This window comes from Granulicella pectinivorans, assembly GCF_900114625.1.
Classification (GTDB): Bacteria; Acidobacteriota; Terriglobia; order Terriglobales; family Acidobacteriaceae; genus Edaphobacter; species Edaphobacter pectinivorans.
In genome coordinates this window covers 1,716,424-1,730,103 of the sequence record NZ_FOZL01000001.1, presented here as the reverse complement: position 1 = coordinate 1,730,103, position 13,680 = coordinate 1,716,424, and the positions used below count along the sequence as shown (strand labels likewise).

General features: G+C 61.7%; 11 protein-coding genes. 5 read left to right on the top strand and 6 right to left on the bottom strand.

Features of this window, described 5'->3' with window-relative positions:
• Positions 1-233 precede the first annotated feature (233 nt).
• Complete coding sequence (locus tag BM400_RS06945) at positions 234-2,243, bottom strand: M1 aminopeptidase family protein (protein WP_089837897.1); 2,010 nt, start codon at positions 2,241-2,243, stop codon at positions 234-236.
• Complete coding sequence (rlmB, locus tag BM400_RS06940) at positions 2,240-3,028, bottom strand: 23S rRNA (guanosine(2251)-2'-O)-methyltransferase RlmB (protein WP_089837895.1); 789 nt, start codon at positions 3,026-3,028, stop codon at positions 2,240-2,242. The genes BM400_RS06945 and rlmB overlap by 4 nt, the downstream gene beginning before the upstream one ends.
• A gap of 178 nt (positions 3,029-3,206) precedes the next feature.
• Here rlmB and BM400_RS06935 point away from each other — a divergent pair, with 178 nt between their 5' ends.
• The 4 genes from BM400_RS06935 to BM400_RS06920 are packed head-to-tail and all read left to right on the top strand — an operon-like array spanning position 3,207 to position 5,516.
• Entirely contained in the window at positions 3,207-3,809 is a 603-nt protein-coding gene (locus BM400_RS06935) for an RNA polymerase sigma factor (protein ID WP_089841580.1), read from the top strand.
• The gene (locus BM400_RS06930; RefSeq protein ID WP_089837893.1) at positions 3,806-4,159 is read left to right on the top strand and encodes a hypothetical protein; all 354 of its coding nucleotides are present in this window, start codon (positions 3,806-3,808) and stop codon (positions 4,157-4,159) included. Before BM400_RS06935 ends, BM400_RS06930 begins: the two co-directional genes overlap by 4 nt.
• Entirely contained in the window at positions 4,160-4,699 is a 540-nt protein-coding gene (locus BM400_RS06925) for a zinc ribbon domain-containing protein (RefSeq protein WP_089837891.1), read from the top strand. It abuts the gene before it with no gap.
• Positions 4,692-5,516, top strand: a complete 825-nt coding sequence (locus tag BM400_RS06920; RefSeq protein ID WP_245781727.1) for a LytR/AlgR family response regulator transcription factor — start codon at positions 4,692-4,694, stop codon at positions 5,514-5,516. The genes BM400_RS06925 and BM400_RS06920 overlap by 8 nt, the downstream gene beginning before the upstream one ends.
• Positions 5,517-5,589: 73 nt before the next feature.
• Here the strand turns inward: BM400_RS06920 and BM400_RS06915 are convergent, their stop codons facing one another.
• Positions 5,590-6,288 carry a hypothetical protein gene (locus tag BM400_RS06915; RefSeq protein ID WP_089837886.1) on the bottom strand — a complete coding sequence of 233 codons (699 nt, stop codon included), beginning with the start codon at positions 6,286-6,288 and terminating at the stop codon, positions 5,590-5,592.
• A 49-nt stretch (positions 6,289-6,337) separates the two neighbouring features.
• A complete protein-coding gene (glmS, locus tag BM400_RS06910) occupies positions 6,338-8,296 on the bottom strand; it encodes a glutamine--fructose-6-phosphate transaminase (isomerizing) (RefSeq protein WP_089837884.1) in 1,959 nt (652 codons plus the stop codon).
• Positions 8,297-8,489: 193 nt separating this feature from the next.
• Here glmS and BM400_RS06905 point away from each other — a divergent pair, with 193 nt between their 5' ends.
• Positions 8,490-8,828 carry a hypothetical protein gene (locus tag BM400_RS06905; protein WP_089837882.1) on the top strand — a complete coding sequence of 113 codons (339 nt, stop codon included), beginning with the start codon at positions 8,490-8,492 and terminating at the stop codon, positions 8,826-8,828.
• Positions 8,829-9,005: 177 nt separating this feature from the next.
• Here BM400_RS06905 and BM400_RS06900 read toward each other — a convergent pair whose 3' ends face one another.
• A complete protein-coding gene (locus BM400_RS06900; RefSeq protein ID WP_089837879.1) occupies positions 9,006-12,614 on the bottom strand; it encodes a M1 family aminopeptidase in 3,609 nt (1,202 codons plus the stop codon).
• Between the two features lie 34 nt (positions 12,615-12,648).
• Positions 12,649-13,539: an ABC transporter ATP-binding protein gene (locus BM400_RS06895; RefSeq protein ID WP_089837877.1), complete on the bottom strand. Its 891-nt coding sequence runs from the start codon at positions 13,537-13,539 to the stop codon at positions 12,649-12,651.
• Positions 13,540-13,680: the final 141 nt, after the last annotated feature.

Here is a 13,680-nt window from a genome sequence, read left to right as displayed (position 1 = left end):
AGTTAAGGGGTGGCGGCACGGATTTCCTGATGTTTTACCAGGGAGATTTGGTGCGGTCAAACGTGGGATTTTGCGTGGATTTTGTGGGCTTTTTGTGGTGAAACGCCGCTACCAAAAATTGGTTTGTTTTTGCTTCGATTACCGCACTGGGGTGCTTCAATTGGCTCTCTGGAAGAAACAGGCAACGGCAACTACAACTGCAGTAATCGCAAGGGCGACTGAGAGGGCTTCGGTTACTTGGTTGGCTCGATGGTGACCCGGCGGGTGTGGCGGCTGACGCGCATCTCGGGGACTTCGCCGTCGCCGACCACGACCTCTTCGGGAACCTTTTCGAAGAGGATGCGGGTGGAGGCGGAGGTCTTGCCGGGGATGCGGAGGCGCTCTGTGGCGGTGAGGGTTCCGGAGCGGACCGTGACCGGGACCTCGGCGATGGCGTCGCCCTCGTTCCGAACCTCGACCGCAACCAGCCAACTGCCCACGGCTCCCTGCTCGCGCATCTTGGCACCGGTTGCGGGAAGCTGGCGGGGGGTGACCTGCACGATGGAGAGATCGGGGAGGCCCTTATCGGCGTAGACCCAGTCGTCAAAGAACCAGGAGAGGCTGTTGCCGGTCTTGTGCTCGAGCATCTGCTGGAGGCGTTTGGGTTCGTCGTCGCCCTTGACCTCGCGCCGGTACGACTTGAGGACATCCTTGAGGACGTCGTCGCCAACGATGGAGCGGAGCATCCAGAAGATGGCGGCGGACTTGGCGCGCAGGTAGACCTCGTCGTGGGCCTGGGTGAGGGGTTGGCCTGTGCCGGTTCCGGCGGGTTCCACCAGGGCCAAGGGAACGAGTTCGCGGCTGAGTTCGCGGTCGGCGGTTTCGCGGCCGTCGGTGCGCTCGATCCAGAGAAGATAGTCGAACTGGGCGAGGCCTTCGGCGATCCAGGGCTGGCGGGAGTTGATCCAGACGTGGCTGAGTGCTTCGACCATGGCCGGGGCCATGGCCGCGGGTGCGGCGGCGGCCATGGGGGTGACGACCAGAGCGCCGTCTTCGAAGGGCTGGCCGGGGTGGTCGATCATGCGGAGGGGTTCGAGGGGGCCCTCGGCTCCGTACCACTCGGCGAGGAGGGGCTGGACGGTCTGGGCGGCGGCGACGGAGGCCTTGAAGGCCGCGTCGTTTTCCGTGACCGCGGAGAGGAGGTCGCCGTCGCTCATGGTCTCGGGCTTTTCGGTGACGAAGAGGCTCATGGTGCGGAAGCCGAGGGTCCGGGCGGGAAACTCGGCCGTGGCGATGCCGGGGGATTCGGCAACGGGAACGTCCTGATTTTCGCTGGTCGCAGTGAGGCGTTCGAGGCGTCCGCAGAAGTAGGCGGAGTGCGGGGCTTCGCCGATGTACTCGACGGTAAGGCGCAGGCGGGCGGTGGTGGTGCGGGCCTGGAGGCGGGCGAGGCCGATGGCCTCAAAGAGTTTGGCTCCGTCGCCGAGGAGGGCGGGCGCGGCGGCTACGGGGTACCAGAGGACCTCGCCGAAGCCGCGCAGGGCGGTTTCGCGGCCGATCTGATCCCAGTCGGTGCGCTCGGCCTGATCGGCTGGGGCCCCGATGCGATCGAGTCGGCCGGAGCTGCGCTCGATGGTGCCGGAGTAGAGGGCGCGGAGGACGATGGAGTCGCCGGGGGCGAGGGGCTCGGCGAGGGTGATGACGGCCTCGTCGGCACCGCCGGTGTGGTCGGCGTCGGTGTTGATGAGGTGCTGCTGGAAGGTGAGGGCAGCGGTGGCGGTCGAGATGCTCTCCCAGCGCAGGGTGGAGGAGATGGAGAGGACCAGACGGGTCATGGGTTGCGTGCCGTCGTTACGGATGGTGAGGCCTGCGCGGGTGGTGAGGCCGGATTTGGCGGCGGCGAGATGCAGATCGAGGTCGTACGCGGTGATGTGGGGTGCGGTGCGCTCGGCGTCGGTGACTTCGGGGAGGATCTCGGTGGCGAGGGTGGGCTTTTCGGGCTCGGCTTGCGGTGTGGCGGTCGCGGTGTCGCGGGAGAAGAGCACCTTGCCCTGCGGCGGGGCGGCAGGAGCGTCCTGTGCGAGGGCGCCGATCGAGATGGCGCAGGCGGCGATGGCGAGCAGGACTCTGTCGCGCGAGAGGTTTGCGCCAGGAGCTCGCAAACCTTCGCTCAGGATGACAGAGTTTTCTGGCGGGGCCGGCTTTTGTACGCGGGGGGAGACTTGGGTGACGCGTGGATCGGTGGTGCCGGGATACTCGTTCAAGAACCAAGACCTTTCAACTTCTTCTTTACCGGGTGAGGGGTGGGCGCGGCGGGTTGGCGGCGCTGCCGGACGGACTCGTACATGACGACGGCACCGGCGACGGACACGTTAAGAGACGAAACCATACCGGCCATGGGTATCCGGAGAAGGTGATCGCAGGTCTTTTTTACGAGATCGTGGAGACCGGCACCTTCGCGGCCGAGAACGAGGACACAGTCGGTCTTGAAGTCGAAGTCCATGTAGTCGGGGGAGCCGCGCTCGTCGAGGCCGACGACCCAGACGTTATTTTTCTTCATGACTTCGAGGGCGCGGACGAGGTTGGTGACGCGGGCGATGCGGACGTGTTCGCTGGCTCCGGCGGAGGTTTTGGCGACGGTGCCGGTGATGCCGACGGCGCGGCGCTCGGGGAGGATGACGCCGTCCACCCCTGCGGCGTCGGCGGTGCGTAAGAGGGCTCCGAGGTTGTGGGGGTCTTCGATGCCGTCGCAGGCGAGGAAGAAGCGGTTGCCTTCGTGTCCGGCGGGACGTTTGAGGAGGTCTTCGACGGAGAGGAAGGCGCGCTCCTTGACGATGGCGAGGATGCCCTGATGCTGGTCGGTGCGGGCGAGCTTGGTCATTTGCTCACGAGACTCTGTCGTGACGCTGACACCAGCGGCGCGGCAGAGGGCGATGAGCCGTTCGAGGCGCTCGTCGCGGCGCTCGCGGGAGACGACGACTGATTCCAAAGGCCTTGCGCCAGACCGTATTGCTTCTTCCACCGGATGCAGACCGAAGAGAACTTCCATCTATTCAGTTTACTGCCGAAATCGCCGTATTTTGTGGTTGACGACGTGCAGCGTTGTCGTAAGATTTCGAAAGAAGTCACCGTAATATCTAAAGATTAAGAGACTTTCTGAAGCACGGGGTCGTCGAACGACTGTGAACGCAGCTTCCATCACGTTGACCGCCGCACAGCAAGCCGCGATGGCTGCGGAGAACCAGCGTGAAAATGCGGCGATTGCGCGGGGTTTGAAGCGCCAGGACCCGGAGCTGCTGGACCATCTGATCGAGTTGTACCAGCACCGTCTGCTGCGCTACCTGATGTTCCTGACGGGCAAGCGCGAGATTGCGGAGGACCTTTTCCAGGAGACCTGGATGCGGGTTCTGATGCGGGGCGGACAGTACGACGGGCGGGCGCGGTTCGATACGTGGCTTTTTACGATTGCGCGCAACCTGGTGATCGACCTCTCGCGGAAGCGGACGATGAGTTCGCTGGACGAGATGCGCGAGGGTGGCGACGATGAGCGGCCGTTCGAGATTGTGATGGAAGGGCCATCGCCCCTGGAGCAGTTTCAATCGCGTGAGAACTCCGCGGAGCTGGCCGAGGTGATGCTGAGCCTGGAGCCGAACTATCGCGAAGTGCTTGTGCTGAGATTCCATGAAGAGTTGTCGCTGGAGGAGATTGCGGGGGTGACGCGGGCTCCGCTGTCGACCGTGAAGTCGAGGCTGTATCGCGGGCTGGCGGCGCTGAAGCCTCAGATCGAGCGGCTGCGGACGCTGAGGCAGTCTCGGGAGGCGACGCGATGAGCACAGCGGCGCGGAACCCGATCGCTTCGACGACGGTCAGGGCATCGGTGGTGAACCGTACGCATCGCGTGGTGCGGGAGCGGGCGCGGGTGATGCAGGCACAGAAGAGCAGGAACCGGTCGCTCTGGGCGCCGATCCTGGTGGCTTCCTCGCTGATCATCATGATTGTGTGCGCGTGCTGGTTCATGTTCGACGAGTACGAGATGCTCGCCGACAATGCATTGGACTCGAAGTTTCATCTCCCGATCCTGCTGATCTGGTTTCTGCCGGTGACCGGCGCGCTGTTGATTGTGGCGTTGCTGAAGCGGTTCAAGGGGAGCAATCTTTCCGGCCGACAGGAGAATCGATAGATGACCATTCCCTGGAAGCGCGGTACCGATCTGGACAATGCCGGCGGCGACAGCGAGCTGAACCTTATCCCGCGGTGGTCGATCTTTCTTTCCGTGATCGTCTTCGTGGCGACGCAGTACCTTTTCCATGGGTATCTGCCGCATAGCAAGCCGGGCATGCTGCCGATGCGGATGATGATGAGCTACTCATCGGGGACCGCGTTTGCGAGCTATGTGCTGCTGATCGGGTATGTGAGCCGGGATGTGAAGCGGCGCAAGATGTCGGCGAGCCTGTGGGTTCTGCTGGTGATCCTGATGCCGGGCGGGATTGGCGCGGTGGTTTACTTCCTGCTGCGTCAGCCGATCCTTTCGCGGTGCCCGAACTGCACGACCGAGTTGGCTTCCGACTTCCACTTCTGCCCGCAGTGCCAGTTCCAGATGGCTCCGGCGTGCGGCAAGTGCTTCCGCAGTGTGCAGATTACGGACGTATACTGTGTGCAGTGCGGACATGACCTCGCTGAGGATCATTCTCCGGCACGGCTCCAAGCGTACCGTGACTAGTGCCAACAAACCCACCCTCCGCGTAGTCCTGATCGACGACGAACCGCTCGCGCGTCAGGAGCTTGCCTACCTGCTGGAGGCGGCTACGGTCGAGGTGGTCGGGCAGGGGTCGAACGGCATCGACGCGGTGGAGCTGATTCGAACGCTGAAGCCTGACCTGGTGTTTCTGGATGTGCAGATGCCCGGGCTGGATGGGTTCGCGGTCCTGAAAAAGCTGCTGGATAAAAAGACCAAGATGCCGCAGGTGGTGTTTGCCACCGCGTACGACCAGTATGCTGTGCGGGCGTTCGAGGTGAATGCGGTCGATTATCTGCTGAAGCCGTTTGACCGGTCGAGGGTGCTGCAGACGATCGAGAAGGCTCGGGCTCGGATGGCGGCGGCTTCGGACCCCGATACGAGCGCGAAGCTGGATGCGCTGCTGCGGCTGGTGGGAGAGCAGGCCCAGGCGAGCGCGGCCCCGGTGTCTGCTCCGCGGGCGAACTCCAGCAAGGTGATTGTGCGGGCGCAGAACCGGCTTTTGCTGGTGGACCAGAGGGATATCTGCTTTGCTTCGATTGAAGAGGGGGCGATCTCGGTAGTGACGCCGACGATCGAAGGGCACTCCAACTGCCGGACGCTGGAGGAGCTGATGGATCAGCTCGATCCGGAGGCTTTCTGGCGGGCACACCGTTCGTATGTGGTGAATATTCAGCACATACGGGAGGTTGTGCCCTGGTTCAAATCGACCTATCAACTGCGGATGGACGACCCGAAGAAGACGGAGATTCCAGTAAGCCGGGCGCAGACGAAGCGGCTGCGGGATCTGTTCAATTTGTAGGCTTCTGAGATGTTTTGAGGCCTCCCCCCCACATCTCAAAAGCGAGATGTGGGGGCACCCGCGTGGGTGGCACTTAGAGGTTGGGGGCCGGGGACGTCGGGGGTGGCGGTGGGGGTGGGGCTACTTCCACGGACGGTGGGGGTGGTGCGTCGTAGACGCGGGCGGGGCGGGTGCGGTGCATCTTGTAGTGGTGATTGAAGTCGAAGTGGTAGGTTACGCCGAGGCTGACGGGCACGGGGTAGACCTTGCCGGAGTTGGTGACCGGCGTGGACCAGCGCTGGACCTGGGCGTCGGCCTTGATGCCGAAGTGGTTGGTGAGGCGGTAGTCGAAGCCACCGCCACCGGACCAGACGTTCGAGGTGGTGCGATCGTAGCGGAAGTTGCCGACGATGAAGCCGCCGACGTAGGTGATTTCGCCGCGACCCCAGAGGCCGTCGAGGTAGGGTTCGAAGCGGCCATAGCTCTTCATAAGCCGGACGCCGATGAGGCCATCCTTCAGGCCGAGTACCGCGCCTTTATCGAACGGGTAGGTTCCGCGGATCTCCAGGGCTGGGCGTACGCCGAAGAAGGGGCGGAAGGCGAGATCGGCTCCGGCCGTCATGCCGAAGTTGCGGGTATTTTCGAGCCCTGTAAACGTCCCCGTGGCGGCGCCAAAGGCGGAAAGCTCCATGGCCTGCGAGGCGGTAACCTCGGCCTGTCCGTATGCTGCGGTGCTGACGCCGAGCGCCAGGGCCAAAAGGCCGAGACGCCCCACGAGATTTTGCATCGTCATGCTGAATCCTCTTGTTCGGTAGACGCCGTTTCGGCGTAAGCGGGTCACGCTACTCCACCGTAACCGATTTCGCGAGGTTGCGGGGTTGATCTACGTCGCAACCGCGGCGTACGGCGATGTGGTAGGCGAGGAGCTGGAGGGGAACCACCTCCAGAATAGGCAGAAGGAGCTCGGGTGCCTGGGGAATGTGGATGACGTGCTCGACGAGCTGGCCGATCTGGTCGTCGCCGTTGATGGCGACGGCGATGACACGGCCGGAGCGGGCGGTGACCTCCTGGATGTTCGAAAGGGTCTTCTCGTACTTGAGGACGGAGGAGGGGTCGTTGGGGTCCTTGGTGGCGATGCAGACGACCGGAAGGGTCTCGTCGATGAGGGCGTTGGGGCCATGCTTCATCTCGCCTGCGGGGTAGCCCTCGGCGTGGATGTAACTGATCTCCTTGAGCTTGAGAGCGCCTTCGAGGGCGATGGGGTAGTGGATGCCGCGGCCGAGGAAGAGGAAATCGCGGGCGGTGGAGAAGGACTTGGCGAGGGTGCAGCATTGGTCGTCGATGGAACGGAGGATCTCTTCCACCTTGCCGGGAACCTTGGAGAGTTCGTCGACGAGTTCGCGGGACTGGGCTTCGGTGATCGTCCCGCGGACCTGCGCGAGATAGAGGGCGAAGAGGAAGAGGGCGGTGAGCTGGGCGGTGAAGGCCTTTGTGGAGGCGACGCCTATCTCCGGGCCGGCGTTGGTGGTGATGGTTCCCTGGGCCTCACGGGAGACGGCTGCGCCGACGACGTTGCAGATGGCGAGGGTTTTGGAGCCCTTGGCGATGAGTTCCTTTTGCGCGGCGATGGTGTCGGCGGTTTCGCCGGACTGGGTGATGAGGAGGCCGAGTCCTTTGGAATCGGCGATGGGGTCGCGGTAGCGGTACTCGCTGGCGTAGTCGACGTCAACGGGCAGGCGGGCGAGGCGCTCGATCATGAACTTGCCGGCGAGGCCTGCGTGCCAACTGGTGCCGCAGGCGGCGATGGTGATCTGGGTGGCATCCTTGAACTCCTGCTCGGAGATCTGCATCTCGGCGAGGAAGACCTTGCCGGTTTCGAGCGAGACGCGACCGAGGGTGGTGTCGCGGATGGCGCGGGGCTGCTCGTTGATCTCCTTGAGCATGAAGTGCTTGTAGCCGGCTTTTTCGGCTTGAATGGGGTCCCAGGCGATGCGGACGACCTTGAGGGGCAGAGGCGCGCCCTGGAAGTCGGTGATGGTGACTCCGGCGGGGGTGAGGACGGCGATCTCACCGTCCTGGAGGAAGTGCATGTTGCGGGTGTGGTGGAGGATGCCGGGAACGTCGGAGGCGACGAAGTACTCGCCTTCGCCGATGCCGATGACGGCGGGCGGGCCCATGCGGGCGGCGACGAGTTTATCGGGCTCGTGGGCGCTCATGACGCCGATGGCGAAGGCGCCGGTGACGCGCTTGACGGCGCGGCGGACGGCCTCTTCGAGGGGCAGGCTGGGCCTGGTGCGGTCGCCCAGAACAGCCTCGGATTCGTTGGCTTCCTCGACCGTTTCGTGCTCGTGGGGTGTGGCGCTGGCGAGTTCGAGCTCATCCTGGATGAGGTGCGCGATGATTTCGGTGTCGGTCTCGGAGACGAAGGTATGGCCCTTGGCGATGAGGGTGGCCTTGAGGGCTAAGTAGTTCTCCACAATGCCGTTATGGACGACGACGAGGGTTCCGGTGCCGTCGCGGTGAGGGTGTGCGTTCTCCTCGGTGGGGCGTCCGTGGGTGGCCCAGCGGGTGTGTCCGATGCCGAAGGTGCCTTCGATGGGGCGCTCGGCGATGACGGCTTCGAGGTTGCGGAGTTTGCCCGGGGCGCGGCGCAGCACGAGAGAGGATCCGTTGGCCTGGACCGGCCCGCCAGCGACGGCGATGCCTGCGGAGTCATAACCGCGATACTCCAGACGACGCAGACCTTCGATGATGATGGGGACGGGAGGCTTTGGACCGATGTAACCGACAATTCCGCACATAGTGTGATTGTAGATGCGAAAAGTGCGTGTGAAGCCCGGTTACGGAGTTACATTCCATGACCAAGAATAAGTAAGAATAAGCAACCAAAGTGCTTGCATATTGCAACTTAAGAGGAGTAAGGTTCGTCTTGCTCTCGGGTGCATCTAACCCGTTAGAAATGTAGATCCTGTAAGGGGTCTAAAGGAAAGTAATATGCGTAAGCTAACCCGTTTTGCTACACCACTGTTTGCAGTGGCGATTATGAGCAGCGTTCCCTTTGTGGCGCTCGCCCAGTCTTCCCAGAACCAGAACAGCGCCGTTCAGGATTGGAACACCCCTCCCGCCGGTACCGAGCAGGCCCAGCAGGGCTATCGCGATGGTATCGAGGCTGCGAAGCTCGACACCCTGACCAAGCGCAAGATCGACCCCAAGGTCTCTCACCTGTACGTCCACCCTCCCGTGAAGGGCAATGCGAAGGAAGCATACCGCTCCTCCTTCGAGGCTGGCTACAAGGCAGCGATCGAGCACGGCATCACCGCTCCCGGAGCCTAATTTTCTCCGCCAGCAGCGCATGCAACAAGAAGGGCCCCGGTCGGGGCCCTTCTTCTTGTTTAAAGCGCCCTGCGCGGGCGGCGGTCTTTCGTGACGTGTCTACCGGTCGTGGTGACGTGGAATCGTGCGGGCCTTCCGTTGGCAGGCGTGGCATTCCGACCCACGAGGAGATCCGCCTTACTGCTTCGTGATGTCGACCGTGTTGTCTTCCGGGTTGCGGTCGATGAGTTTGTTGAACGGATCGATGCCTGCTCGCGTGGGCTTCTCGTCCACGATGAACTCGAAGGTCGATGTGGGTTGATTGATCCACCTCTTTTCTACGTGAAGAGGTACTTCGTGGTTCTTTTCTCCCTTGAAGACGCCCAGCTCGATGAGGTCGTTCAACGGTGCGACGGTTTCGTTGCCGGTGCCGTCGGCCTTCAGCTTCTTCGCATCCACATGCATCGTGACTTTGAACGTATGGTCGGGGGTCTCGACGTAGGTGGCGGTCGTGGTCTTGTTGTCGTAGAGGGTGATGGTCTCGAACATGTCGGTGATGAGGTACTGGAGCTCCGGCGGGGTGACGGCACGTAGCTCCGCGGTGAGGGCGCGGGTGTCGGGATAGGGCGGACCGGCGAACTTGTACTTGTCGAGCAGAGTCTTGAGGGCGAGGTTGACCTTGTCCTCGCCGATGTAGTCGGAGAGGCCGTAGAGGACGAGTGAACCCTTTTGATACCAGACGTAAGGCTCGTTCTGCACGAGGACCAGAGGCGGTTCGTGGCGGACTTCCCCGGCGCGCCCGCGGAGGTAGCCGTCCAATTCGTAACGTAAAAACTTACGCATGTTGGCAGCGCCGTACTTCTTCTCCATGACGCGGAGGGCGGAGTACTCGGCGAAGGACTCGGACATCATGTTGGAGCCGAGGACGGCACCGCCGATGAGTTGGTGCGCCCACCACTGGTGCGCGAGTTCGTGGTCGGTGACGAAGTAGGTGAAGTCGATGTCGTCGGGCTTTTCGACCTTGCCGATGAAGCCGATGCCTTCCGAGAAGGGGATGGTGTTGGGGAACGACTGGGCGAAGGTGCGGTAGCGCGGGTACTCGAGGATGCGGTACTGGCCAAACTGGAAGGGGCCGTAGTTCTTTTCGTAGTATTCGAGGCCCTTTTTGGAGGCTTCGATCATGTCGTCGTTGTCGAACTCATGCTTGGGGTCGTGATAGACCTCGATATTGATGGGGCCGTTGACGCCCTGATAGACGGCACGCTTTACGTCGTAGCGGCCGGAGTTGTAGTCGTAGAACTCGAGCATTTTGGTCTGGCCCATGGAGTACTCGAAGTAGTTGCGGCCGTTCTGCTTCCACTGCTTCTGGAGATAGCCGGGCGAGAGCGCGATCTGGTCGGGGGCGGTGCTGACGATGGTGTGATAAGTGATCCAGTCGCCGTCCGGGGTAAAGAGATTGACGTTGGTGTAGTAGGGGTCGCCGCGTGGGGCGAGTTCTTCGAGGGGGCCGAGTTTTTCTTCCTTGCGCCGGACGGGGTTGTCGAGCTCCTGCCCGCGGTTGTAGCCGAGATGCGGGAAGTAGTCCTGATCGAAGAAGGTGCCGTTGGCGACGAGTTCGGGGCGCTCGCCGTTGTTGCGGAAGCCATGCGAGTGATAGGACGCCTTGAAGAACATCTTCATCTCTTCGCCGGGAGCGAGGGGCGTTTCGAGATGGTAGATGGTGTACCAGTGTTTGGGATCGGAGAGGGTGATGTGCGAGGGTCGATCGAAGGTGACTTCGTCGACCGACTCCTTGGTGGCGTTGATGTGGATGTCCGGGATGGGCTGATCGGTCTTGTTTTTCAGCGTGAAGGTGCCGGTGGCTTCGAAGGAGCGGGTCTCGGGCAGGAGGTTGACCCTGGTGTCGACGTCGGTGATCTTCGGTTGCGGGAGACGCTCGTATTTTTTGTAGAGCTTCTCGTAGTCGGCCTGGCGATGACGCTGTTCCTGGTCGGTGCGGATTTCGTTGAGGACGTGTGTGTTGTAGTAGATCCAGGCGCCCGATCCAAGGAAGGCGAGGGCGAAGAGGGCGGCGATGGGAAGCATGGAGGGGAGGCGAAGCTTGGCGTTGCGCCAGCGCTCGCCGAAGGGGGCTTCTGTGCCGCGCTGCGCTAGTGCAATGGCGAAGACGGCGAGCAAGCAGGCGAACGCGAGCCAGTAAAAATCCTCCCAGAACAGCGGTTTTACGAAATGGCCGTAGCCATTCATGTCCGAATAGGTGTAGCTCACGGGGTTGTTGAAAAGGTACAGGACGTCAATCCAGCCCCACCGGGTAATGAAGGTGGGGATGAAGAAGACCGCGATGGCGATGGCGTGACCGACGAATTTGTTCTTGACGAATGTCTGGATCGCCATACAGAACAGGGCGAACGTGCAGATCATCACGAACGTAATGAGGTAGAGTTCCTTGAAGTACTGCCCCAGCTCGAACCGGAAGTATCCCTGCATCGCCTGACTGAGAACGCCTGTGAGGAGCACGACGGTAAGGATCGCGAGCTGCACGATGCAGATCGCCGCAAACTTGCTCATCCAGTCGACCCAGCCTGCGAACGGCAGCGCGTCGTGGATCAATTCAAACTTCGTGTCCCGCTCTCGCCAGATCAGTTCACCGGCGTAGATGGTCACGATGATGTAGAGCAGAAGGATGGACCAGTTCTCGACCGCCTGCAACATGAGGTAGGTGACTGGATAGACATTCGCACCGTTGATGCGGCCGGCAACTCGACCAGTGAGCAGATTCAGACCGACCATCATGAGGCAGATAGCCCAGAAGAGAACTTCGGAGAAGATGTTCTTCATCCGGACTCGCATCATGGAGATGAACTGAGCCCAGGTTGTTGCCAGACCAAATATCTGGGTGACTCTTGGCAGCACGACATGGAAAGTGGGCCGTGGAGGTCCGAGCTCCTCGTCCGCCTCCAGGTTGCGTTTTTTTCCGGAGCGGACGGTGACCGCTTCGCCCTGCATCGGGAAAAAGATATAGGCAACAAGCAGTGCTACACACCCCACTCCGATCCAGAGGAGCCGGTTGTAGAGAAACTCGCCATGCCACGGAATCATCATTCCGTTGCGGTCGGCTACGGTCCAATAACGGGTGACGGAGTCGATGAGTACGTTGCCGAGTGGATCGAAGACGGATGGCCAGAAGCGATTGAGGGAGCGAGCCGTGAGTACGGAAAAGAGGAAACCGAGATACACCACAAACAGTCCGATGCCCTGCAGATAGACGATGACCAGCTTGCGGGTGAGCGCGGCTACGCAGAAAAATGAGGCCCCTAGAAAGAAGGCCTGGATCAGTGGAATCTGGATGAAGGTCTTCAGAATCATCGCGACGAGATGACCGTCGACGGGAAGCAAACGTGTGTGATCCACCCAAGGTGCGAGCGACCCGGCGAGCTCGCCGAAGATGAGGCCACTGAAGACAAAGACGGTCGTGACGAACGATCCAAGCCATCGGCCCCCGAGGTAGGCGAACTTGCTGAGGGGCTTGGTGAAGATGAGTTGATAGGTATTCAACTGGAAGTCGCGCAAGATGGCCGGGCCGAAGATACCGGCCACCAGAATCATCCCGAAGAAACTGAAGAGCATCTGGATCTGCGCGGTCTCGTACGGTCCGTTGAGTAGAACTTTACCCGGTCCGATCATGAAGTCTTCCGCGGCAACTCCAAAGAACGCGAGGAAGAAAAAGACGGCGAAGAACGAGTAAGCGAGCGCGCCCTTGGCACGAAGCTTCAACTCGAAGAAGAAGAAATTCAGGAACATGCCCATCGTTTTATCCTTGTCGACGTCTCTGTGGGGAAGGCTAGGCTGCGACTGCGGGCCTGGGCTGCTTGATGGTCAGGAAGTAGACGTCTTCAAGGTTCTGCTCGACGGGCGTGAAGCCCTCGCCTGGGTCGGATTCGGCGTAGACGCGGACCTCGTGCTTGCCGCCGGAGAGCTGCGTCGAGACGACAGTGTAGCCTTCGCCGATGGCGGTCATCTCTTCCTGGCTGGAGACGAGCTTCGAGAAGATGCGGCCGTGCAGGGTGGCGAGGGTCTCTTCGGGAGCGCCTTCGAGCAGAACCTGTCCGCCGGCGATGACGGCCATGCGAGGGCAGAGCTCGCGGACGTCGCCGACGATGTGCGTGGAGAGGATGACGACGGTGTCGCGGCCGATGGAGCCGAGGAGGTTGAGGAAGCGGTTGCGCTCGGCGGGGTCGAGGCCGGCGGTGGGCTCGTCGACGATGATGAGTTTGGGGTTGGCGAGCAGGGCCTGCGCGATGCCGAAGCGCTGCTTCATGCCGCCGGAGTAGCCGCCGAGGTTCTTCTTGCGGGCGTCCCAGAGGTTGGTCTGCTGGAGGAGTGCGTCGACGATCTCCCTGCGCTGGCCGGAGTGCGTGATGCCCTTCATGACGGCGAGGTGGTCGAGCATGTCGAGCGCGGACATCTTGGGGTAGACGCCGAACTCCTGAGGGAGATAGCCGAGCAGGCCGCGGACCTTGTCCTTCTCCTTGAGGACGTTGACGTCGTCGAGGAAGATCTCGCCGGTGTCGGGCTCCTGGAGGGTGGCGATGGTGCGCATGAGGGTGGACTTCCCTGCCCCGTTGGGACCGAGCAGACCGAACATGTTGTTTCCGATGGTCAGCGAGAGGTTCTGCAACGCCTTGACGCCGTTGCCATAGGTCTTCGAAAGGTTCGTGATACGCAAAGCCATGCGAGGTCGCTCCAGGAAGAACGCAGAATTTTATTCGGAAAGCCCGGTACACACGACGTTAGCCGTTTTCTGGCGATACGGCAAAGCTTATTCTTCGGTTCCGTGGGTTACATGACAAAGAAAAAGCACGCCCTTGCAGTA

Excerpts from the sequence above, each read along its gene's own strand:
- rlmB (WP_089837895.1), bottom strand. The coding sequence starts at position 3,028 with ATGGAAGTTCTCTTCGGTCTGCATCCGGTGGAAGAAGCAATACGGTCT.
- BM400_RS06935 (WP_089841580.1), top strand. The coding sequence starts at position 3,207 with ATGGCTGCGGAGAACCAGCGTGAAAATGCGGCGATTGCGCGGGGTTTG.
- BM400_RS06930 (WP_089837893.1), top strand. The coding sequence starts at position 3,806 with ATGAGCACAGCGGCGCGGAACCCGATCGCTTCGACGACGGTCAGGGCA.
- BM400_RS06925 (WP_089837891.1), top strand. The coding sequence starts at position 4,160 with ATGACCATTCCCTGGAAGCGCGGTACCGATCTGGACAATGCCGGCGGC.
- BM400_RS06915 (WP_089837886.1), bottom strand. The coding sequence starts at position 6,288 with ATGACGATGCAAAATCTCGTGGGGCGTCTCGGCCTTTTGGCCCTGGCG.
- glmS (WP_089837884.1), bottom strand. The coding sequence starts at position 8,296 with ATGTGCGGAATTGTCGGTTACATCGGTCCAAAGCCTCCCGTCCCCATC.
- BM400_RS06905 (WP_089837882.1), top strand. The coding sequence starts at position 8,490 with ATGCGTAAGCTAACCCGTTTTGCTACACCACTGTTTGCAGTGGCGATT.
- BM400_RS06900 (WP_089837879.1), bottom strand. The coding sequence starts at position 12,614 with ATGGGCATGTTCCTGAATTTCTTCTTCTTCGAGTTGAAGCTTCGTGCC.
- BM400_RS06895 (WP_089837877.1), bottom strand. The coding sequence starts at position 13,539 with ATGGCTTTGCGTATCACGAACCTTTCGAAGACCTATGGCAACGGCGTC.